Origin of the sequence: Rhizobium sp. WYCCWR10014, from assembly GCF_001657485.1 — a bacterium.
GTDB lineage: Bacteria > Pseudomonadota > Alphaproteobacteria > Rhizobiales > Rhizobiaceae > Rhizobium.
On the sequence record NZ_LXFU01000024.1, the window covers coordinates 29,976 to 49,745 of the forward strand.

A 19,770-nucleotide genomic window follows, 5' to 3' on the forward strand; every position below is an offset into this window, starting at 1 on the left:
TCAATGACCGCCGCCAGCGCTGTTTTCGGAAGCAGCGGCGACCTCGGTCTCCGCCGCCGCCTTCGTCGCGCCGCCCCCGTAGATCGCAGGCGCCAGGTCGGCTTCGGCCAGCCAGAAATCTCGCTTCGCGTTGACGGAGAGCAGGATGGAGTTGATCTTGTCGCGGGTGTCTGTCAGCAGCTCGAAGGTGTTCGAGATCATGCCGTTATAGGTCAGCAGGGATTGCTCCTCGACCTTGGTGCGCAGCGGCACGACGCTGTTGCGGTAGTGCCGCGCTATATCGTAGTGCGAGCGGTAAGCCTCGTAGGCGGAGCGTGCTTCCGAGCGGACGTTGACGGCTTTCTCTGCCAAGAGGTTCGCCGCCCGCATGTAGGCCAGCTCGGACTTGCGCATCCGGGCCTTGCCGGTGTCGAAGATCGGGATGGCGAACTCAAGCTCCAACTGCGCAGTGGTTCGTGTTTTCCTCTCGTCGTCCTCGATTTCGCGTTCTGTTTCGAAACCGGTCAGGATTTCGAGGTCTGTCACATAGCGTGTCGCCTCGGTGAGGCCGTAGGACCTGGCCGTGGCCTCAAGTTCGAGCTTAGCGATCTGCAGATCGATGCGGTTCCTGAGAGCCTCGGCCTCGATGGTATCGCGTCTGACGACGGATTTGGGGAGCGGCGGCAGGCCGTTCGGGACCCGATAGTCCAGATCGGAGCCCCAGAGGCCCATCAGCCGCGTCAGATCCTCCTTGGCAAGACGGGCCGCCAGCCGGGCCTTCGCCGTTTCTGCGGCGAGTTCGGCGACGAAGACATGTTCACGGGCCTGGGCGCCCTTGGCCATCGCGCCTGTCTCGCCGAGTTTCTCGGCGAGTTCCGAGGCTGCGTCGGCAGCCGCCTGAGCGTGCTGAAGCTGCCCGACGTTCTCCCATGACGCGACCGCGCTAATCCAGGCGCGCCGGGTGTCAGCGGCGACCTGAAGTGTCTTCACTGCCGCGATCAATTGCGCCTGCCGGAAGCGGGTGTCGGCTATCGCTATGTCCCTGTTCTTCGTGGCGAGCGCCAGGATGTTCGTCGTGATCATCCCTTCGATCGTTTTGAACGCCTGCAGCTCCGGAGTTCCGATCCCGGTTGTGCCGATGGAGACGGTCGGGTTGATGAACATCGTCGACTGCCAGGCGTCGGCGGCGCTGTCGCCAAGATCGGCATAGGCGGCCTGGAGGCCCTTGTTGTTGAGCAGCGCGATCTGGACGGCCGTCTCGACGTCGAGAGGCTTCGTTCGAGCAAGCAGGCTTTTGACCTGCGCCGCCGCCGATCGGGCCTGGTTCTGGTCTTGGATCCAGACGGTCTCTTTCGCCGTGACCGTGGCGGTTTTGTTGGCAACGGAGGTGAAGCCCGCCTCCTTGCGGGAATAGTCGGCGCCTGTAACGCAGCCGCTCAACGCGAGCGGAAATGCCAGCGCCGCGATCAGTCTTGTGGTGCCGATCATGAGCCGTCTCCATTCATGGGAGACTGCAGATCATTCTGTCTGCGCCAGGGTTTGGGATCGACCGGCTGGCGGGCGACGTAACCTGTGAGCGGCGACCTGTATGCCGCCGGAAGCGCGGACGGCTGAACGACCGCGGTGGGAAACGCCACCACGTCGGGAGGAAGCGTGGATGCGCAGCCGCCGGCAACAAGCGGCAGCCCCACCACGAAAAGCGAGGGTTTCATTTTGAAATATCCGAATAGGAGATAGCCTACGGCGCGCTCGCCCAGAAGCAGGCAAGCGTCCGACTAGACCCGATTAAGCGGGTGCTTCTCTATTCAGATATTCGGGGGACGGTGGAGGGTCGGCAGTTCGCCAAGGGTCGTCCGGTCGTCGATGAACTGGCGGATCGAAGTTACGACGGGCCCGCCGACATTCTGGCCTTCACAAATAATGCCGACCCCGCCACAGAAATCCTTGCAGCACTCTTGCTTGACGGGCTTCGATACGCCATCGGCGTCACCGCTGGCATCGCCTTGGGAGTGGTCATGGACAGCCATCTTCGTCATGTCATGGCCATCGTGATGCTGCATGGCATCGGTTTCTGACACGGCCGCAGCCATTTCGGGGAACGACGAGCCATGCATGGCGGCGCTGGCGTTCGACAGCGAGTACCCCGCCAGTGATACGATGATCACCAGCCGCATCATCACGAGCAGCCTGCTCATTGCGATTCGGTACATCTTGCCCATGCTCCTCGAACTACATGAAAAGCAGCTCGATTTCAATTGCAACTCATCTGTCGTCAATGTTCGAGTCCTTTATGTGGCACGAACATCATCCCGTTCACGATCCGGGTATTCGCCGCCAAGACCGGCCGCTATGTCCTGCTGACGCTGGCCACTCTAGAAATTCTCGGCTGACCGCTTCCGCCGCGAGAACACCATGCGGTCGACCGTCTCGTCACGGGCGACCAGCGTGTGCCAGGCCGCTGCGGCGAGGTGCAGCGCGACCATCGCCAGGATAATCCTCGACCCGATCACGTGATACGGCGCGATGGCGAACGAGAGATAGCTCGCGACGAACCCCATGCAGGCCTGTCCGATGATTGCGACGTAGAAGCCGTAGTGCAGCGCCTTAGCGGCTCGCCCGGCCCATGAATCCGGCCTGTTGGTTTCGGGCGGTTGAAGGAGACGAAGAACCAGCCGCACGCCCATCAGCAGGCCGATCACCATTCCCGCATAGTTGTGAAGCTGGTGCTGGACGACGTCCCAATAGGATGGTGTGAGACCCATGTGCACGGCGTGGTGGGTTCTCTCAATGCTGCCGCCGGTCAGATACTGAACAGGCACCATGAAGGCGACGAGCCAGTGGAGTCCTATCTCGGCGAGCGAGTAGCCACTCTTCATCGATCCTCTCCGAGCGAGAGGCGCAGACTAACCGGCGGCAGTTAATGCTTTCTCATCGCTCGGTTGCAAAAAGATCTAAGTGCTACAGATCCGACGGGAAGCTGGGATGCGCCGGCCGCCTGACGGGCGCGCATCCGCCCTCTTGCTGCCCAGATAAAGACGGATATCCGGTCACGGCATCGGATATCCGTTGCAGCATCATGGTGACTAATCCAGGCGGCTTCGTCGATGAGATTAACAGCTGACGCGAACAGATTCGGACTGTTCGCCTTCATGGCGGCGGTCCTGATGGTAGCAGCCGTGTCTACGGCCGAGGAGGACATCGTCGCCATTCGGCAGGCGGACATGAAAGCCATGGCCGCAGCGGCAAAGACGATCTCCGGCATGTTCAAGGATTCGACGACCTACAAGGCCAGCGAGTTCAAATGGGCGGCTGACACCATCCGCGACAAGTCTGGAGGCGTTCTCTCTGCACATTTCGCATCCGCGGCCGACAGTCGGCAGTCGAAGGCCGGACCGAACATTCTTAATGAGCGCGACCGGTTCGACCGCATCGCCAACGACCTGCGCGACTACGCCGTCGCGCTGGATGCCGCCGCGCAAAAGAACCCCGGGCCGATGACTGCCGGGATGCGCATGAAGCCCGGAGAGGCTATGGGTGGTGGTCCTTTCGGCACTCATATCCGCAACGAGCACGAACTGTCGGCGATGCCGGCGGAACACGCGTTCCACCTCATGCTGCAGACCTGCACGACCTGTCACACCCGGTTCAGGATGGAATGACGGCGGCCACTCGCGATTGGAATTGTCTGCCTGATTGGCGCGTCTACACGCAACACGCCCGAATATTCATTGAGGAAAGATCGGCCTCCCAACGGCGGTCGCCCCATTGTCGTCGCGCCGGTCGAAAACAGTAGGATGAGGAAGCGAACCGGGCGGGTAGGGAGCTCGACTGCCATTTCGTTGGCCATCGGGAGAAAGCGGAAAAATCCCGATGTTCTCCGGCACCGCCGCGTCCGCTTGGCGCGGCCCGCAACCTCGGTCTGAAAATGTCCATTTCGGCGAAAAGGTTCCAGGAAAACAACTGCATTTCCCCATGCCGGAAGCCTCGATGCGGCTCGCCGGCTCTTTCCAAATCGACGGGTCGCTCTAACTTAAAGGGTACCTGACGAAAAGGAGAAGACCATGACCGACGCACCGAATACGGCGACCCCGGCGCGCAGAGTGTTGCGGGGCCGCCCCTACAGCATCGGCGAATTTGCCAGGAAATATCGGCTCGACGACAAGGAGGCAAAACGCCTCTATGAGAAGTTTGGCCCGTCCGCCACCGAACTCGACCTGTTGATGGCGGCAAAGCGGCGCCCACCGGGCCTGCCGACCAATCTCGACGCCTGACGGGCGCCATGGGGATCCGAACCGGGAGCTGCCTTTGCGGGGCGGTCGCCTACCGGGTGGAAGGCGAGCCGCTTCGCACCGGCCTCTGCCACTGCGCCGATTGCCGCAAATCGAGCGGCTCCGCCTTCACCTTCTTCGCGGTCTGGCCGCGCCAGGCTTTTTCCCACAGCGGCGAGATCGCCACTTTCGCCGGCCGCAGCTTCTGCCCCACCTGCGGCGGCAGGCTTTTCTGCCTCAGGGAAGATGAGGCCGAACTCCGCCTGGGGTCCCTGGACACTCCACCGACCGACCTTGCGCCTAGCTATGAAGTCTGGATCAAGCGGCGTGAACCGTGGCTGCATCCTTTGCCGGACGCGGGCCAATTTGCCGAGGATGCGAACTGACGGACGCTTGCTCATCGAAAACCTGACTTTCCTTACCAATATTTCATTTCACCCATCCGCAATTCCGTGCCAGTTCGGCGGCAACGCTAATCGCCGGTTCATCTGCGTTGTGATTACTTCACCGCAGAGGCCGCAGGCGGCCACTGACGAATTGAGGACGACATGAACAAAATCGTAAGCGGCAGCGAAACCGGAGCAAAGACAGGCGCAGCGTCCGATCTCGCCGCGGTCCTTGCTGCATCGGGACGGCAGGGCAAGCGCAGCCGCTGGCGCGGACGCCTGCTCATCCTGCTGATCCTCATCGTTGCCGCAGCCGTCGCTGCTTATTTCTATATGGGTCGTGGGCAAGGCGAAGTGAGCTATGCCACCCAGCCGGCAAAACGCGGTGACCTGACGGTGCTCGTCACAGCCACCGGCTCGGTACAGCCGACCGAGCAGGTGGATATATCGAGCGAACTGTCAGGCACGGTTCGCGACGTCAATGTCGATTACAACAGCACGGTCAAATCAGGCGAAGTGCTCGCTCTCCTCGATACCAACAAGCTCGAGGCGGATGTGAAGAGCTCGCGCGCCAAGCTCAATTCGGCCAAGGCGAACGTCATCAAAGCCAATGCCGATATGCAATCGGCAGGCACCTCGCTCGAGCGGCTGAAAAGTCTGGTAAAGAGCAACGTCTCCACCCAGCAGAGCCTCGACGACGCCAGCTACAAATATGATTCCGCCGTCGCCGCCAAGCAGATCAATGAGGCCGAGGTCCTGGCCTCGGAGGCCGACCTGCAGCTTGCCGAAGTCAATCTCGCCAAGGCGAAGATCATATCGCCGATCGACGGCGTCATCCTCACCCGCTCCGTCAATCCGGGCGCCACGGTCGCAGCCTCGCTTTCGGCGCCGATCCTTTTCACCATCGCCGGCGACCTGAAGAAGATGGAGCTGCAGGTCGATGTCGACGAGGCCGATGTCGGCCAGATCGCCGTCGGCCAGAAGGCGAAGTTCACGGTCGATGCCTATCCGGATCGCACCTTTCCTGCCGAGATCGAGCAGATCCGCTTCGCCTCGGAAGTGGTCAACAATGTCGTGACCTATAAGGCGGTTCTATCCGTCGACAATGCCGACCTGCTTCTGCGCCCCGGCATGACGGCGACGGCCGATGTCACCGTCGAGGCCGTCAAGGATACGCTGATGGTGCCGAACGCTGCGCTGCGCTACGCCCCGGCGCAGGCAGAAAGGCGCGGCCGCGGCATTTTCGGTATCTTCGGCCCGTCACGCCAGCGCAACAACAATGCCGGCCCGGCGCTGAAGGGCGCTGAGCGCCGTGTCTGGGTGCTGCGCAATGGTCGCCCGGCGCCTGTTGTCATCCAGGTCGGCTCATCCGACGGCCAGTTCACCCAGGTCGTCTCCGGCGACATCAAGGAAAACGACGCACTGGTGACCGACGCCACGACGCGTGCGAACTAGGCGGAGAGACGGATGGCAAGCCCGCCGCTCATCGAATTCAGACAGGTCTCGAAAATCTACGGCGAGGGCGAGGCGGCGATCCGCGCGCTCGACCACGTCGACCTTGCGATCAACGCCCATGAATTCGTCGCGATCATGGGGCCGTCTGGCTCCGGCAAATCGACGGCGATGAACATTCTCGGCTGCCTCGACGTGCCGACATCAGGCGACTACATCTTCGAAGGCATTCCGACCAGCGGCTTCGACCGCAGCCAGCTGACGCTGCTGCGCCGCCATATGCTCGGCTTCGTCTTCCAGGGCTTCAACCTCCTGTCGCGCACCTCGGCCGTCGAAAATGTCGAACTGCCGTTGATCTATCGCGGAATGGCGGTGCGCGAGCGGCGTGAGCGAGCCCGTGAAGCGCTGGCGCTGGTCGGTCTCACCGGGCGCGAACATCACAAGACACAGGAACTGTCTGGCGGCCAGCAGCAGCGCGTTGCCATCGCCCGCGCCATCGTCACTGAGCCGGCACTGCTCCTCGCCGATGAGCCCACAGGTAATCTCGATACGAAGACCAGCGTCGAGATCATGGATCTGATGACGCGGCTGAACCGCGAGCAGGGCATCACCATCGTCATGGTCACGCACGAACCCGATATTGCCGCCTATGCCCAGCGGCTGCTGCGCTTCGTCGACGGCAAGCTGGAGACTGAGGTCGAGCACCGGAGGAGGGCGGATCATGTTCTTTGAGACGCTGAAGCTGGCGCTGCGCGCCATCAGCCGCAACATGCTGCGCTCGTTCCTGACCGTGCTCGGCGTCGTCATCGGTGTTGCCGCCGTTATCGCGCTGGTGACGATCGGCAACGGCACCACCGCACAGGTTTCGACCGAGCTGTCGCGGCTCGGCACCAACATGCTGTTCGTCCGTCCCGGCCAGTTCGGCCCCGGCCGGGCAAGTTCCGAGGCAAAGCGCTTCAGCGTCAAGGACGTCGCGGCTATCCGCGACCAGATCGGCGGCCTCAGGGCCGTGGCGCCGCTCAACCAGTCGACGGCGACGGTGATATTCGGCGGCCAGAACCATTCGACCAGCGTGTCGGGCACCACCAACGACTATTTCATCGCGCAGGACTGGAATCTGGCGCTCGGCCGCAATTTCCTCCCCGCCGAGGAACGCGGCCAGGCGCGCTGCATCATCGGCGAGACCGTGCGCTCGCAGCTCTTCGGCAGCGCCGACCCTACCGGGCAGCAGATCCGCGTCGGCAAGGTCTCATGCCCCGTCATCGGCGTGCTGGCCAAGCGCGGCCAGTCCGGCATGGGCAACGACCAGGACGATGTCGTCATCATGCCGGTCAAGGTGTTCCAGCGGCGCATCAGCGGCAGCAGCAACGTGCCGCAGATCATCATCTCGGCGCGCGACGGCGTCTCCACAGCCAAAGTGCAGTCCGATGTCGAAAATCTCCTGCGCGAGCGCCGCAAGATCGTGCCCGGCCGCCAGGACGATTTCAATGTCAACGACATGACGCAGATCGCCGAGGCGATGACCGGCACGACGACGCTGCTGACCGGCCTGCTCGGCGCCGTCGCGGCGATCAGCCTGCTCGTCGGCGGCATCGGCATCATGAACATCATGCTGGTCTCCGTCACCGAGCGAACCCGCGAAATCGGTATCCGCCTGGCGATCGGCGCCCTCGAAAACCAGGTGCTCACCCAGTTCCTCGTCGAAGCGGTGGCGCTGTCGCTATTCGGCGGCACCACCGGCATCGTACTTGGCTTGAGCCTCGGCTTCGGCGTCGTGACGCTCCTGAAAGTGCCCTTCGTCTTCAGTCCCCTGATGGTCGCCGTCGCCTTCCTGTTCTCCGCGGCAATCGGCATGATCTTCGGCTATTTCCCGGCGAGAAGGGCAGCGCAGTTGAACCCCATCGAGGCGCTGCGGCATGAATAATGCACCGTGGCAAAACGCATGATGTCTCTCTACTCGTGTCAATCGAACGCAACGGCTATCGGAGGCTAAGCGTCATGCCGCTCAACAGGCTGGTGATCTACGCTGGGAATGTCGAGGAAACGGCACGCTTCTATGAGAAGCACTTCGGTTTCAAGGCGACCAGCCTGCCTGGCGACAGGATCATTGAACTGATCGCTCAGGACGGCGGTGCGAATATCATGCTGCACCAGGCCGCCAAGGGCCAGCGGAGCGGCCAATCCACCGTCAAGCTCGTCTTCGACGTGGAGGACGTCGAGGCTTTTTGCAGACGATGCGCGGAGAATGGCCTCAAGTTCGGGGCCATCCATAACGCCGATGGCTACCAGTTCGCCAATGCAAAAGACCCATGTCAAAATTCGATCTCGGTTTCCAGCCGGGCTTTTCGCAAGGAGTGACCGAGGGGTAGTGCCGGCCTGCTCGGGGCCGTCGCAGCGATCAGCCTGCTCACAGGTCGCGTCGTTGTCGAGAACGACGTAGACGGGCTTCTCCGTGGGCACTTCCGCTTCGATCGCTGCGACTACTGCATAATTCCGTAAATCGAAATCGATTTAAGAATAAAATGATGCATCAGAATACCTCTGGCGAGCGCAGGACGAGAAAATCGATGAAGGTGCGGACTTTGGCGGAAAGGTATTTCCGGCTCGGGTAGACGGCATGCAGCGTGTTGCTGATGCCGAGCGCCCCGGCAAGCACCACCTCCAGCCGGCCTGATTTCAGATCCTCTTCCACCAGCCATTCCGGCAGGAAGACCAGCCCCATTCCCCGCAAGGCCGCCAGGTGCAGAAGCGTCTCGTTGGCACTCAGCAGCACATTGCGGTAGGTGACCTTATGCCGATCGTTTTGGCGGCCCAGCAGCAGGCTTTCGCTGACATTGATGCCATTATAGCGAAGCAGCGCATGGCCGTTCAACTCGGCGATGCTCTGGGGGCGCCCGGCGCGCCTGAGATAATCCGGCGATGCCATCAGGCGGAATTCTATCTTCGCCAATGGGCGCGCAACCAGACCGGGATCAAGCCGCTCGGACGACATTGCCCGCAGCGCAAGGTCAAAGCCCTCCTCGACCAGATTGACGATCCGGCCGCTCAGATCCATATCCAGGCTGACATCCGGATAACGCTTGTTGTATTCGGCCAGTATATTGACAAAGCCTGAACTGGCCGCCCACACCGGAGCACTGAATTTGAGCGTTCCGCGCGGCGCGACCGTGACATTGCCGATCGACGCTTCCAGTTCGTCGAGGCCTTCGAGCATCTGCCTGGTCTGGTTGAAATAAAGCGCGCCGGCTTCGGTAAGGGTGACACTCCGGCTGGTCCGGTTCAAGAGCCGGCTTCCCAGGCGCGTCTCCAGATGCATCACGTGTTTGCTCACCATCGCCGGCGACAGATTCAAACGGCCTGCTGCTGCGGTGAAGCTCTTCAATTCCGCGACCAAGCAAAATACCCGCAGGCTCATCATCGTGTCCATGATCATCAACCTAGAGGAAATGATGCATGTTAGCAAAGCCGATTGATCAATCCAGGGAAAACCAAGACAGTCGCTGACAAGACCGGCGGACTGAGGTGATCGATCCGCCGGACGTTCAGCCGCAGCGGTGGTGCCGAAAAGGAATGGCGACGTGAAGACATCGAGACTGCCCACCTATTTCCTTAGCCATGGCGGCGGCCCCTGGCCCTATATGACCGGTGGCTTTCGCAGCAATTTCGACAAGCTCGAGCAATCCCTGATCGAGATGCGGGCCGAGCTTCAAGATCTGCCCAAGGCGGTGCTGGTCGTTTCGGGCCACTGGGAGGAGAGGGGCTTTGCCGTCTCTTCGGGCAGCAACCCGGGAATGGTCTACGACTACAGCGGCTTCCCCGACTATCTCTACCAGATCAAATATGGTGCGCCGGGCTCCCCCAAGCTGGCGCGTCACGTACAGGATCTGCTGCATTCCGCGGGCATCGATGCTAGGCCCGACCCCATTCGCGGCTTCGATCACGGCACTTTCAGCCTCATGAAGCCGCTCTATCCCAACGAAGACATCCCTGTTGTCCAGCTTTCGCTGGATGCCGGCTACGATCCGGCGCTGCATCTCAAGGTCGGCCGGGCGCTCCAGCCGCTGCGCGACGAAGGCGTGCTGATCATCGGCAGCGGCCTCAGCTACCACAACCTGTCAGCCATACAGGGCACGGCCGGACATGGCCCCTCCCGTCAGTTTGACGCCTGGCTGCAGGAGACGCTGATCCGCTCGCCGGTCGATAAGCGCACCGAGCGGCTTGTCGAATGGGAGAAGGCGCCCGCTGCCCGCGCGGCGCATCCGCGGGAAGACCACCTGATCCCCCTGATGGTGGCGGTGGGTGCGGCCGAGGACGAACCGGGCGCCGTCACCTATCACCAGAAAGACTTCGCCGGCGGCCTGACCGCGTCGAGCTTCCGCTTCGGCGATATTCCCTCCGTCCCTCAATCAAAAGGAGAAGCGCAATGACCAGCGCAACGTTCAAGCCGATCGTCTATCTCAAGGAAAACTGCCCCTTCTGCCTCAAGGTTCGCCTGTTTCTTCTGGAATCGGGACTGGCCCCGGAAGTTGAGACCCGCGACTTCGTTCCCGACAGCGAGCAGGAGGCGAAGATCCGCGCCGAGCTTCAGCCGCATCTCGACAAGGTGAGCTTTCCCTCCGCGCAGCTTGAGCCCGGCCGATACGTCACGGAATCCGACGACATCGTTGCGTTCTTTGCAGCCAAGGCAGGCCGCGATCCGGCCGGCATGACGGTCTACCGGAATTATGTCGACGGCGTCTTCGCCATGTCGATGAAGCTCTGGAAAGAAAACCAGGAACTGAAGAAAGCGGCATCCGCCGCCTGATCTCCCATAACACACATTGGAAAGTCTCGATGACCGATATCAGCAAATGGACGCCATACGTCCTCGCAATCCTGCGCATCATCACTGCGCTTCTCTTCCTCGAACACGCGACCATGAAATTCCTGCAATTTCCGGGTCCGATTCAGGGCGTGCCCTATCCGCTTCCGACGATCATGATCATCGCCGGCGCCATCGAGGTGATCACCTCGGCTCTGATGCTCGTCGGCTTTCAAACGCGCATCGCCGCTTTTATCGCCTCGGGCGAAATGGCGGCCGCCTACTTCATGGGCCATATGCCCTATGGCTTCTGGCCGGCGCTGAACATGGGCGAAGTCGCCATCCTGTTCTGCTTCATCTTCCTCTACATCGCCTTTGCCGGTGGTGGCGCATGGACGCTGGACACCGCGCGTCGTCCGGCCACGGCATAACGGCGGGAAGCGCCTGTACCGGGCTGCCAGCCGGCAGCCTGGTCTCACGCCCAAACGCGACGACAAAATCTGGAGACCACAATGAAAGCGGCCCTTCTCAAATCCTACGGCGATGTCGATCAGTTCGAAATCGGCGATATCCCGACGCCGATGCCCGGACCGGGCGAAATCCGGATCAAGATCGAGGCATCCGCCGTCAATCCTTTCGACCTCATTCTTCGCCAGGGCTTCATGGCCAAGTTCATCCCGCTTCCGCTGCCGGCTGTGCTCGGGGGCGATGCGGCCGGCACCATCTCAGCACTCGGCGACGGCGTCACCGGTTTTGCGGTCGGTGATCGGGTTGTCGCCGATTTCGCGGCAAACGGCAAAGGCGCCCATGCCGAATATGGTGTGCTTCCCGCCACCTCCGTCGCCAAGCTGCCGGCTGGCCTCAGCTTCGAAGAGGGTGCATCGCTGGTCAAGGCCGGGTTGACCGGGCGCCAGACCGTCGAGGCGCTTGGCGTCAAGGCTGGGGACCGGGTTCTGGTCTCCGGCGGCCTCGGGACAGTCGGCCGTTCCGCCATCCAGTATCTCAAGCAGATCGGCGCCCAGCCGGTAGCCGGCGTCCGTCCCGAGCGGCTGAGCGAAGGTCAGGCCCTGGCCGGCGAAGCGCTCGACATCACGCTGCCTGCCGCAAGCCCCGACTTTGCCTACGCGATCAGCACGGCCGGCCCGGTGGCCGGCAATCTCATCGGCCATATCAGTGATGGCGGCACGGTCGCCAGCATCGTTCCGGTGCCGGAAGGCGCCAATGCCGCAGACCGCGTCACCATCCATGAACTCTTCCACCGCACCGATGCGGCGACGCTCGACGCCGTGCTGGATGCTGCCGTGCGCGGCCTCCTGGTCATCCCGATTTCCCATACTTTCACCCTGGATGAGATTGGTGCGGCGCAGAATGCTGTCGCAGCGGGAGCCCCCGGCAAAGTCGTGCTCAAACATTGAGGGATCAAGACAGGGCCGACCGTCGGGGCCCTGTCACTCCAGCAAAACGCGCCGCGCCAACTGCGCTATTTCGCGAAGGGCTTCAAGGCGGCTCATCCACAGTTGCAGCACAATATCCATCGGCTTATTGCCGAAGACGATCTGGTCCTTGGGACAACGCAGTCCAGCATCCAGGCAACCCCGGACAGGTTGTCGTCGACACTTTTCCGTAGCCAAGTATTGATATATCAGCATAACTTGCCCGCAGTTGTTGGGCGTGCAAGAATGTGATATATCAGTCTTGAGCGATGGATCCGCTGGCATGCAGACTTCTCAGAGCCATCTTGCCTATCTCGCGCTGGAGCATCTGGTCGTGACGCTGGCGCTGAAGCCCGGCGCACTTGTCACTGAAAAGCAGCTGATCGATATGGCGGGCCATGGGCGGACACCGGTGCGCGAGGCGATCCAGAAGCTCGCCTGGCAGGGGCTGATCCTGGTGAAGCCGCGCGTCGGGCTGCAGGTCGCCAAGATCGCGCCGGACGATCATGGCAATGTCATGCAGGTGCGCCGCGAGCTGGAGCCGATCGCGGCAAGCCTTGTCGCTGAACATGCGAGCGACGAGCAGCGCGTCCGCCTCATCGACTGCGCCCGGGCGATGGAGGAATGCGCGGTGACCGGCGATCTCGCCGGCTTCTTTGCCGCCGACAAGGCCTTCGACGAAATTCTCGAGGATGCCTGCCCGAACGGCTTCATCACGGCAGCACTCGGCCCGGTGCAGACCCATTCACGTCGCCTCTGGTACTCCAAGGCAAGCCCGGAGCGCATGGACCGCGCCATCGCGCTGCACGTCGCCGTCATCCGCGCCATCCACCAGGGCAGGCCGGATGAGGCACGCGCCGCCATGGCGGTGCTGATCGATTACCTCAGCCAGACATAGAAACGGCTCCGTTTCCGGAGCCGCCACAGGTCTGATTGTCACAAATGCTTTAGCCGACGAAAGCGCGCTCGATGACGAATTCGGCGGGCTTGCTGTTGGCGCCTTCATCGAGGCCGGCCTTTTCGAGCAGTTCCTTGGTATCCTTCAGCATGGCCGAGGAACCGCAGATCATGCCGCGGTCGATTTCCGGATCGAGCGGCGGCACGCCGAGATCGGTGAACAGCTTGCCGGACGAGATCAGGTCGGTGATGCGGCCGCGATATTCGAAATCCTCGCGCGTGACTGTCGGATAGTGGCGCAGCTTGTCGCCGACGACTTCCTTCAGCAACTCGTCATTCTGAATCTCGTGCACGAGGTCGAAGCCGTATTTCAGCTCGGCGACATCACGTGTCGTATGGGTGAGGATGACTTCCTCGAACTTCTCATAGGTCTCGGGGTCGCGGATCAGGCTGGCGAAAGGCGCAATGCCCGTTCCCGTCGAGAACATGTAGAGACGACGGCCGGGCGTCAGCGCGTCGAGCACCAGCGTGCCCGTCGGCTTCTTGCGCATCAGCACCTGGTCGCCCGGCTTGATCGCCTGCAGATGTGAGGTGAGCGGACCGTCCGGCACCTTGATCGAGAAGAATTCAAGCTCTTCGGCCCAGGCGGGGCTGGCGATCGAATAGGCGCGGAAGACCGGTTTGCCCTCGACCATCAGGCCGATCATCGCGAATTCGCCGGAACGGAAACGGAAGCCCTGCGGCCGGGTCATCGTGAAGCGAAAGAGCCGGTCGGTATAGTGCGTGACATCGAGCACCGTCTCGGCATAAACGCCGGCGGGGATGGACGAGGCGAAGTCTTCGGTCTTTGCAGGCGCGTTCATTGCGGTAGAGGATCCCGTTTCGTCGGATGAACTGTCGGATGCGAGCGAGATATTACATATCGGGCCGGAATTAAAGGCATTCCATTCCACGCGACGCTTCTAAAGGGAAATATGCATGTCATTGTCAGGATTCAATGGGGAGCAGGGGGCGGGTGGGGAATGTCGTATTTCCCGCTGGCGAAGCCCGGCAAAGGATGCATATTAGAGCAGCACGCCGGAAACGGATGCCGATTTTGGCAAAAACGGTGCGACAACAAAGACCTACGGCGGCGAACCCGATTCAGCAACAGGGTTCGGCGATAGTGGCGAAAAAAAAGATGCTTGCCGGGGCGAGCGCGATAGGGCGGTCGGGGGAATATGAAGATTTTCAACTACAAGCGTGTTCCTTATGCGGAGATGCGCGCCTTTTCCGTCCATATCCTGACGGCATCCGGCTCCTTCCTTGCCTTTCTCGGCGTCGTTGCCGCCGCCGAACACCGCTTCATCGACATGTTCTGGTGGCTGGGACTTGCCCTTCTCGTTGACGGCATAGATGGGCCGATCGCCCGCAAGGTGCGCGTCAAGGAAGTGCTGCCGAACTGGTCGGGCGATACGCTCGACAATATCATCGATTACGTCACCTATGTGCTTCTGCCGGCCTTCGCGCTCTATCAGAGCGGCATGATCGGCGAGCCCTGGTCCTTCGTCGCCGCCGGCATGATCGTCGTCTCCAGCGCCATCTACTATGCCGATATGGGCATGAAGACGGACGAGTATTTCTTCTCCGGCTTCCCCGTCGTCTGGAACATGATCGTTTTCACGCTGTTCGTCATCGATGCTAGCGCCACGACGGCGCTCACTGTTGTCATCGTTTCGGTGGTGCTGACGTTCCTGCCGATCAATTTCCTCCACCCGGTCCGGGTGAAAAGGCTGCGCCCGCTCAATCTCGGCGTCTTTTTCCTGTGGTCGGCGCTGGGCATTTTTTCGCTGCTGATGCATTTCGACACACCAGAATGGGCGCTCATTCTCTTCATCGTGACCGGAGCCTATCTTTACGTCATCGGCGCGGTGCTGCAATTCTTCCCCGCCCTTGGACGCGAAGATTAGGATAGGCTGATGACCAAAACACAGGCGGTTTCATTTTCGAGGACGGGCGGGCCGGAGGTTTTCGACTATGTCGAGATCGATCTTCCTTCGCCGTCGGCGGGCGAGGTGCAGATCAGGCAGGCGGCGGTCGGTCTCAATTTCATCGACGTCTATTTCCGCAACGGCACCTACAAGGCGCCGCACCTGCCCTTCGTCACCGGCAAGGAGGGGGCCGGCACCGTGACATCGGTCGGCCCCGGCGTCGAGGATTTCAAGGTCGGCGACCGTGTCGCCTATGCCGGCGCCGACGGCGCCTATAGCGCAGAACGCAATGTCGAGACGCGGCATCTGGTGCATGTGCCCGAGGGAATCGAGCTCGAAACGGCAGCGGCGATGATGCTGAAAGGCATGACTGCCGAATATCTCTTGAACCGCACCTTCAAGGTCGGTCCGCAGACGATCCTGCTGTTCCACGCCGCTGCCGGCGGCGTCGGCCTGATCGCCGGCCAATGGGCAAAGGCGCTCGGCGCGACCGTCATCGGCACGGCGGGCTCCGAAGACAAGATCGAGCTGGCGCTCGCCCATGGCTACGACCATGTGATCAACTACAAGAGCGACAGCTTCGTCGACCGTGTCCGCGACATCACCGGCGGCAAGGGCGTGGATGTCGTCTACGATTCGATCGGCCGCGATACTTTTCCACAGTCGCTCGATTGTCTGAAGCCGCGCGGCCTTTTTGCCTCCTTCGGCCAATCTTCCGGTCCGATCGAGAATTTCACCCTCGCGGCGCTGGCGCAGAGGGGCTCGCTCTTTGCAACGCGGCCGACGCTCTTCACCTACATCGCCGCGCGCCAGGAACTGATCGACAGTGCGAAAGCGCTATTTGATATTGTGCAAAGCAACAAAGTGCGTATCAATATCAATCAAACCTATCCGCTGCGTGAGGTTGGGCAGGCTCACGCGGATCTGGAAACAAGAAAAACAACAGGAACGACGCTGCTGATTCCATGAGATCCGAACGGACCGGTTGGCAGAAGAAATGAGGGGAACGTGTCGCCATTGAATGTGCCGGATTCCGGTGCGTTATTATCGGTCCAGAAGCTGACGAAGTTCTTCGGAAGCTTTGCAGCCTGCAATGAAATCGATCTCGATATCGCGCCGGGCGAAATTCATGCGCTTCTCGGCGAAAATGGTGCAGGCAAATCCACCCTGGTGAAGATGCTGTTCGGCGTTCTCGAGCCGACAGGCGGGCATATCCTCTGGCAGGGCCAGCCGGTTGCGATCGCATCGCCAGGGGAGGCCCGCAAGCTCGGCATCGGCATGGTCTTCCAGCATTTTTCGCTGTTCGAGGCGCTGACGGTTGCCGAAAACATCGCGCTGTCGCTCGATCACGCCATCCCGATTGACAAAATCGCCGAAGAGGCGAGGGCGCTGTCCATCGCCTACGGCCTGCCGCTCGATCCGCATGCCCATGTCGCCGATCTCTCGGTCGGCGAGCGCCAGCGCATCGAGATCGTCCGCGCGCTGCTGCAGAACCCGAAGCTCATCATCCTCGACGAGCCGACCTCGGTGCTGACGCCGCAGGAAGCCGACAGGCTGTTCGAGACGCTGTTCAAACTGCGCGCCGAGGGGCGTTCGGTTCTCTATATCAGCCACCGCCTGGAGGAGGTGCAGCGCATCTGCGATCGCGCCACCGTGCTGCGCCATGGCCGTGTGACCGGCGCCTGCGATCCGAAGCAGGAAACGCCTGCCTCGCTCGCCCGCATGATGGTCGGCAGCGAGGTGGCGACCGTGACGCATCCGGAGCGCAGCGACAAGGGCGAGGTCCAGCTTGCCGTCGCCAATCTTTCCGTCACCGCGCGCACCCCCTTTGCCATGCCGCTGCGCGATGTGTCGATGGCGGTGCGCTCGGGCGAGATCCTCGCCATTGCCGGCGTTGCGGGCAACGGGCAAAGCGAGCTCTTCGACGCACTGTCGGGCGAATATCCGGTCGCCTCGGCCGAGGCGATCGTCATCCGCAAAAAGCCGATCGGCAATCAGGGTATTACCGCCCGCCGTCTCCTCGGCGCCGGCTTCGTGCCGGAGGAGCGCCACGGCCATGCCGCCGTCTCCGCCATGAAACTGTCCGACAATCTCGTCCTTGCCCGCAACCAGTCGGACCGCAAGGCGTTTCTGGGCCTGCTCGGCATCATCCGCCACGCAGCGGTGAAATCTGCCGCAAGGCGCATTTCCGAGGCGATGGATGTCCGCAAGAGCGGCGATGATCCGGCCGCCGGCTCGCTGTCCGGCGGGAACCTGCAGAAGTTCATCGTTGGCCGCGAGCTCGACCGCCAGCCGGCGGTGCTCGTCGTCAACCAGCCGACCTGGGGCGTCGATGCCGGGGCTGCAAGCCGCATTCGCCAGGCGCTCGTGGATCTCGCAAGAAGCGGGTCGGCTGTCGTCGTCATCAGCCAGGATCTAGACGAGATCTTCGAAGTGGCGACCGATATTGCCGTCATCTGCGAAGGCCGTCTCTCCCGCCCGTTCCCGGCCGGCGAACTGACGCGGGAAAGGATCGGCTTGCTGATGGGCGGCCTTCACGAGAGCAGCTCTGCTCCGGAGGCGCCCCATGCGCATTGAACTCGAAAAACGCCCCGACGTCTCGAAGCTTTTCGCCTTCGTCTCGCCGCTGCTTGCCCTTTTTCTGACGCTGGTGTTCGGCGCCATCATGTTCGCCATGCTCGGCAAGGACCCGATCGCCGCACTGGAAGCCTTCTTCATCGAGCCGCTGCTCGAGGTCTGGTCGCTGCACGAACTGGCGATCAAGGCCGCGCCCCTGATCCTGATCGCCGTCGGCCTGGCCGTCTGTTATCGCTCGAACAACTGGAATATCGGCGCCGAAGGCCAGTTCACCATCGGCGCCATCACCGGCTCCTATCTGCCGATCGTCTTCTACGACTGGCATTCGCCGCTCGTGCTGCCGCTGATGCTGGTTCTTGGTGCGCTCGGCGGTGCGCTCTTCGCCGCCATTCCGGCGCTGCTGAAGGCGCATTTCAATACCAATGAGATCCTGACATCGCTAATGCTGGTCTATATCGCCCAGCTTTTCCTCGACTGGCTGATCCGCGGCGCCTGGCGCGATCCGAAGGGTTTCAATTTTCCTGTTTCGCTGGATTTTGCACCGGAAGCGGTACTGCCGGCGATCTGGGAAGAGTCGGGCCGCGCCCATTGGGCCTTCGTCTTCGCCATTGTCGCCGCAATCGGTGCCTGGTTCATGCTGCGCTATACGCTGAAAGGCTTCGAGATCGTTGTGCTCGGCCAATCGGAGCGGGCAGGGCGCTTTGCCGGCTTCTCGTCGAAGAAGATGATCTGGTTCAGCTTTCTCTTCTCGGGCGCTCTTGCCGGCCTTGCCGGCATCAGCGAGGTTTCCGGCTCGATCGGCCATTTGCAGCCGGCGATCTCGCCGGGCTACGGCTTCACCGCCATCATCGTCGCCTTCCTCGGCCGCCTCAATCCTCTTGGCATCATCGCATCGGGCCTGGTGCTGGCGTTGACCTATCTTGGCGGCGAGGCAGCCCAGCTTTCGCTCGGCGTTTCCGACAAGGTCACCCGCGTCTTCCAGGGCCTGCTGCTCTTCTTCGTGCTGTCCTGCGATACGCTGATCTATTACAAAATCCGCCTGGTCTGGTCGCGGGTAAGGGGCAGGGCGGCATGAGCATCTTCGAAGCCATTCTGCTGACCGTCATCACCGCCTCCACACCGCTCGTCATCGCCGCACTTGGTGAACTCGTGACCGAGCGCTCCGGCGTTCTCAATCTCGGTGTCGAAGGCATGATGATCATGGGCGCGGTCGGTGCCTTTGCCGCGGCACAGCTCACCGGCTCGGCCTATATCGGCATTGTCGGCGGCGTCGTCAGCGGCGCGCTGTTTTCGCTGTTCTTCGCCTTCCTGACGTTGACGCTCGTCGCTAATCAGGTGGCGACAGGCCTTGCGCTGACGATCCTTGGCCTTGGCGCCTCCGGCATGCTCGGCGAGGCCTTTGTCGGCGCGCCCGGCGTCCGGCTGCTGCCGATCGAAATCCCGGTGCTTTCCGCCATTCCCTATGTCGGAACGGTCCTCTTCAAGCAGGATCTGATCTTCTACCTGTCGATCCTGCTCGTTATCGCCGTCAACTGGTTCCTCTTCAAGAGTCGCACCGGCTTGAAGATTCGTGCCATTGGCGATAATCACGCCTCGGCGCATGCGCTCGGTATCGATGTCATCCGCATGCGCTACCTCGCCGTGATGTTCGGCGGCGCCTGCGCCGGCCTTGCTGGCGCGCAGCTGTCGCTGATCTATACGCCGCAATGGACAGAGAACATGTCCGGCGGGCGCGGCTGGATCGCGCTGGCGCTCGTCGTCTTCTCCTCCTGGCGGCCTTGGCGCCTGCTGGCCGGCGGTTATCTCTTTGGGGCGGTAACGATCCTGCAACTGCACGCGCAGGCCTTCGGCATCGGCATTCCCTCGCAGTTCCTCTCGATGCTGCCCTATGCGGCGACGGTTGTGGTCCTCATCATCATCTCGCATAATCGGCGCACGACGTTGATCAATACGCCGGCCTCGCTCGGCAAAGCCTTCGTGCCGGACCGGTGAGCAACAATAACAAGA

General features: G+C 61.8%; 24 protein-coding genes. 18 read left to right on the plus strand and 6 right to left on the minus strand.

The window, feature by feature from the left end; all coding sequences use genetic code 11:
• The 4 genes from A6U98_RS03085 to A6U98_RS03100 all read right to left on the minus strand — a co-directional run bounded on the left by A6U98_RS03085 (position 1) and on the right by A6U98_RS03100 (position 2,855).
• Complete coding sequence (locus A6U98_RS03085; RefSeq protein ID WP_064647982.1) at positions 1 to 1,467, minus strand: TolC family protein; 1,467 nt, start codon at positions 1,465 to 1,467, stop codon at positions 1 to 3.
• The gene (locus A6U98_RS03090) at positions 1,464 to 1,691 is read right to left on the minus strand and encodes a hypothetical protein (protein ID WP_064647984.1); all 228 of its coding nucleotides are present in this window, start codon (positions 1,689 to 1,691) and stop codon (positions 1,464 to 1,466) included. Before A6U98_RS03090 ends, A6U98_RS03085 begins: the two co-directional genes overlap by 4 nt.
• A gap of 93 nt (positions 1,692 to 1,784) precedes the next feature.
• Positions 1,785 to 2,198 carry a hypothetical protein gene (locus tag A6U98_RS03095; protein ID WP_197496336.1) on the minus strand — a complete coding sequence of 138 codons (414 nt, stop codon included), beginning with the start codon at positions 2,196 to 2,198 and terminating at the stop codon, positions 1,785 to 1,787.
• Between the two features lie 153 nt (positions 2,199 to 2,351).
• Positions 2,352 to 2,855: a cytochrome b/b6 domain-containing protein gene (locus A6U98_RS03100; protein ID WP_064647985.1), complete on the minus strand. Its 504-nt coding sequence runs from the start codon at positions 2,853 to 2,855 to the stop codon at positions 2,352 to 2,354.
• A gap of 228 nt (positions 2,856 to 3,083) precedes the next feature.
• Between A6U98_RS03100 and A6U98_RS03105 the strand changes: the two genes are divergently transcribed.
• From A6U98_RS03105 to A6U98_RS03135, 8 genes are all read left to right on the plus strand, one after another.
• A complete protein-coding gene (locus A6U98_RS03105; protein WP_064647987.1) occupies positions 3,084 to 3,638 on the plus strand; it encodes a cytochrome c in 555 nt (184 codons plus the stop codon).
• 211 nt (positions 3,639 to 3,849) lie between these two features.
• Positions 3,850 to 4,008 (plus strand): hypothetical protein, encoded by a 159-nt coding sequence (locus A6U98_RS36630; protein ID WP_156667809.1) that lies wholly within the window; start codon positions 3,850 to 3,852, stop codon positions 4,006 to 4,008.
• A 32-nt stretch (positions 4,009 to 4,040) separates the two neighbouring features.
• Positions 4,041 to 4,250, plus strand: coding sequence for a hypothetical protein (locus A6U98_RS03110; protein WP_018241980.1), 210 nt, complete (start codon positions 4,041 to 4,043; stop codon positions 4,248 to 4,250).
• Positions 4,251 to 4,258: 8 nt separating this feature from the next.
• Positions 4,259 to 4,633 carry a GFA family protein gene (locus tag A6U98_RS03115; protein ID WP_064647989.1) on the plus strand — a complete coding sequence of 125 codons (375 nt, stop codon included), beginning with the start codon at positions 4,259 to 4,261 and terminating at the stop codon, positions 4,631 to 4,633.
• 162 nt (positions 4,634 to 4,795) lie between these two features.
• The gene (locus A6U98_RS03120) at positions 4,796 to 6,088 is read left to right on the plus strand and encodes an efflux RND transporter periplasmic adaptor subunit (RefSeq protein WP_064647991.1); all 1,293 of its coding nucleotides are present in this window, start codon (positions 4,796 to 4,798) and stop codon (positions 6,086 to 6,088) included.
• A gap of 12 nt (positions 6,089 to 6,100) precedes the next feature.
• Positions 6,101 to 6,817: an ABC transporter ATP-binding protein gene (locus A6U98_RS03125; RefSeq protein ID WP_064647993.1), complete on the plus strand. Its 717-nt coding sequence runs from the start codon at positions 6,101 to 6,103 to the stop codon at positions 6,815 to 6,817.
• Positions 6,807 to 8,009, plus strand: coding sequence for an ABC transporter permease (locus tag A6U98_RS03130; protein WP_064647995.1), 1,203 nt, complete (start codon positions 6,807 to 6,809; stop codon positions 8,007 to 8,009). Before A6U98_RS03125 ends, A6U98_RS03130 begins: the two co-directional genes overlap by 11 nt.
• A 74-nt stretch (positions 8,010 to 8,083) precedes the next feature.
• A complete protein-coding gene (locus A6U98_RS03135) occupies positions 8,084 to 8,443 on the plus strand; it encodes a VOC family protein (protein WP_064647997.1) in 360 nt (119 codons plus the stop codon).
• 172 nt (positions 8,444 to 8,615) lie between these two features.
• On the opposite strand, the gene A6U98_RS03140 is transcribed toward A6U98_RS03135, so the two are convergent.
• A complete protein-coding gene (locus tag A6U98_RS03140; RefSeq protein ID WP_064647999.1) occupies positions 8,616 to 9,512 on the minus strand; it encodes a LysR family transcriptional regulator in 897 nt (298 codons plus the stop codon).
• 151 nt (positions 9,513 to 9,663) lie between these two features.
• Between A6U98_RS03140 and A6U98_RS03145 the strand changes: the two genes are divergently transcribed.
• From A6U98_RS03145 to A6U98_RS03170, 5 genes are all read left to right on the plus strand, one after another.
• Positions 9,664 to 10,512, plus strand: coding sequence for a class III extradiol ring-cleavage dioxygenase (locus tag A6U98_RS03145; RefSeq protein ID WP_064648001.1), 849 nt, complete (start codon positions 9,664 to 9,666; stop codon positions 10,510 to 10,512).
• Complete coding sequence (locus A6U98_RS03150; RefSeq protein WP_064648003.1) at positions 10,509 to 10,889, plus strand: glutathione S-transferase N-terminal domain-containing protein; 381 nt, start codon at positions 10,509 to 10,511, stop codon at positions 10,887 to 10,889. The genes A6U98_RS03145 and A6U98_RS03150 overlap by 4 nt, the downstream gene beginning before the upstream one ends.
• Positions 10,890 to 10,918: 29 nt before the next feature.
• Entirely contained in the window at positions 10,919 to 11,317 is a 399-nt protein-coding gene (locus tag A6U98_RS03155) for a DoxX family protein (RefSeq protein ID WP_028734184.1), read from the plus strand.
• Positions 11,318 to 11,398: 81 nt separating this feature from the next.
• Positions 11,399 to 12,301 (plus strand): NADP-dependent oxidoreductase, encoded by a 903-nt coding sequence (locus tag A6U98_RS03160; protein WP_064648005.1) that lies wholly within the window; start codon positions 11,399 to 11,401, stop codon positions 12,299 to 12,301.
• A 301-nt stretch (positions 12,302 to 12,602) separates the two neighbouring features.
• Positions 12,603 to 13,217, plus strand: coding sequence for a GntR family transcriptional regulator (locus tag A6U98_RS03170; protein WP_064648009.1), 615 nt, complete (start codon positions 12,603 to 12,605; stop codon positions 13,215 to 13,217).
• A 49-nt stretch (positions 13,218 to 13,266) separates the two neighbouring features.
• Here A6U98_RS03170 and A6U98_RS03175 read toward each other — a convergent pair whose 3' ends face one another.
• Positions 13,267 to 14,079: a ferredoxin--NADP reductase gene (locus A6U98_RS03175; RefSeq protein WP_064648011.1), complete on the minus strand. Its 813-nt coding sequence runs from the start codon at positions 14,077 to 14,079 to the stop codon at positions 13,267 to 13,269.
• 357 nt (positions 14,080 to 14,436) lie between these two features.
• On the opposite strand from A6U98_RS03175, the gene pcsA reads away from it, so the two are divergent.
• The 5 genes from pcsA to A6U98_RS03200 are packed head-to-tail and all read left to right on the plus strand — an operon-like array spanning position 14,437 to position 19,755.
• Positions 14,437 to 15,165, plus strand: coding sequence for a phosphatidylcholine synthase (pcsA, locus tag A6U98_RS03180; protein ID WP_017960412.1), 729 nt, complete (start codon positions 14,437 to 14,439; stop codon positions 15,163 to 15,165).
• 9 nt (positions 15,166 to 15,174) lie between these two features.
• Complete coding sequence (locus A6U98_RS03185; protein WP_064648013.1) at positions 15,175 to 16,155, plus strand: quinone oxidoreductase; 981 nt, start codon at positions 15,175 to 15,177, stop codon at positions 16,153 to 16,155.
• Between the two features lie 39 nt (positions 16,156 to 16,194).
• The gene (locus tag A6U98_RS03190) at positions 16,195 to 17,763 is read left to right on the plus strand and encodes an ABC transporter ATP-binding protein (protein WP_064648015.1); all 1,569 of its coding nucleotides are present in this window, start codon (positions 16,195 to 16,197) and stop codon (positions 17,761 to 17,763) included.
• Positions 17,753 to 18,838 carry an ABC transporter permease gene (locus tag A6U98_RS03195; RefSeq protein WP_064648017.1) on the plus strand — a complete coding sequence of 362 codons (1,086 nt, stop codon included), beginning with the start codon at positions 17,753 to 17,755 and terminating at the stop codon, positions 18,836 to 18,838. Before A6U98_RS03190 ends, A6U98_RS03195 begins: the two co-directional genes overlap by 11 nt.
• Positions 18,835 to 19,755 (plus strand): ABC transporter permease, encoded by a 921-nt coding sequence (locus A6U98_RS03200; RefSeq protein ID WP_064648019.1) that lies wholly within the window; start codon positions 18,835 to 18,837, stop codon positions 19,753 to 19,755. The genes A6U98_RS03195 and A6U98_RS03200 overlap by 4 nt, the downstream gene beginning before the upstream one ends.
• Positions 19,756 to 19,770 lie beyond the last annotated feature (15 nt).

Excerpts from the sequence above, each read along its gene's own strand:
- A6U98_RS03130 (WP_064647995.1), top strand. The coding sequence starts at position 6,807 with ATGTTCTTTGAGACGCTGAAGCTGGCGCTGCGCGCCATCAGCCGCAAC.
- A6U98_RS03200 (WP_064648019.1), top strand. The coding sequence starts at position 18,835 with ATGAGCATCTTCGAAGCCATTCTGCTGACCGTCATCACCGCCTCCACA.
- A6U98_RS03135 (WP_064647997.1), top strand. The coding sequence starts at position 8,084 with ATGCCGCTCAACAGGCTGGTGATCTACGCTGGGAATGTCGAGGAAACG.
- A6U98_RS03140 (WP_064647999.1), bottom strand. The coding sequence starts at position 9,512 with ATGGACACGATGATGAGCCTGCGGGTATTTTGCTTGGTCGCGGAATTG.
- A6U98_RS03170 (WP_064648009.1), top strand. The coding sequence starts at position 12,603 with ATGCAGACTTCTCAGAGCCATCTTGCCTATCTCGCGCTGGAGCATCTG.
- A6U98_RS03150 (WP_064648003.1), top strand. The coding sequence starts at position 10,509 with ATGACCAGCGCAACGTTCAAGCCGATCGTCTATCTCAAGGAAAACTGC.
- A6U98_RS03175 (WP_064648011.1), bottom strand. The coding sequence starts at position 14,079 with ATGAACGCGCCTGCAAAGACCGAAGACTTCGCCTCGTCCATCCCCGCC.
- A6U98_RS03110 (WP_018241980.1), top strand. The coding sequence starts at position 4,041 with ATGACCGACGCACCGAATACGGCGACCCCGGCGCGCAGAGTGTTGCGG.
- A6U98_RS03095 (WP_197496336.1), bottom strand. The coding sequence starts at position 2,198 with ATGGGCAAGATGTACCGAATCGCAATGAGCAGGCTGCTCGTGATGATG.
- A6U98_RS03085 (WP_064647982.1), bottom strand. The coding sequence starts at position 1,467 with ATGATCGGCACCACAAGACTGATCGCGGCGCTGGCATTTCCGCTCGCG.
- A6U98_RS03160 (WP_064648005.1), top strand. The coding sequence starts at position 11,399 with ATGAAAGCGGCCCTTCTCAAATCCTACGGCGATGTCGATCAGTTCGAA.
- A6U98_RS03115 (WP_064647989.1), top strand. The coding sequence starts at position 4,259 with ATGGGGATCCGAACCGGGAGCTGCCTTTGCGGGGCGGTCGCCTACCGG.
- A6U98_RS03100 (WP_064647985.1), bottom strand. The coding sequence starts at position 2,855 with ATGAAGAGTGGCTACTCGCTCGCCGAGATAGGACTCCACTGGCTCGTC.
- A6U98_RS03195 (WP_064648017.1), top strand. The coding sequence starts at position 17,753 with ATGCGCATTGAACTCGAAAAACGCCCCGACGTCTCGAAGCTTTTCGCC.
- A6U98_RS03125 (WP_064647993.1), top strand. The coding sequence starts at position 6,101 with ATGGCAAGCCCGCCGCTCATCGAATTCAGACAGGTCTCGAAAATCTAC.
- A6U98_RS36630 (WP_156667809.1), top strand. The coding sequence starts at position 3,850 with ATGTTCTCCGGCACCGCCGCGTCCGCTTGGCGCGGCCCGCAACCTCGG.
- A6U98_RS03120 (WP_064647991.1), top strand. The coding sequence starts at position 4,796 with ATGAACAAAATCGTAAGCGGCAGCGAAACCGGAGCAAAGACAGGCGCA.
- pcsA (WP_017960412.1), top strand. The coding sequence starts at position 14,437 with ATGAAGATTTTCAACTACAAGCGTGTTCCTTATGCGGAGATGCGCGCC.
- A6U98_RS03185 (WP_064648013.1), top strand. The coding sequence starts at position 15,175 with ATGACCAAAACACAGGCGGTTTCATTTTCGAGGACGGGCGGGCCGGAG.
- A6U98_RS03090 (WP_064647984.1), bottom strand. The coding sequence starts at position 1,691 with ATGAAACCCTCGCTTTTCGTGGTGGGGCTGCCGCTTGTTGCCGGCGGC.
- A6U98_RS03105 (WP_064647987.1), top strand. The coding sequence starts at position 3,084 with ATGAGATTAACAGCTGACGCGAACAGATTCGGACTGTTCGCCTTCATG.
- A6U98_RS03155 (WP_028734184.1), top strand. The coding sequence starts at position 10,919 with ATGACCGATATCAGCAAATGGACGCCATACGTCCTCGCAATCCTGCGC.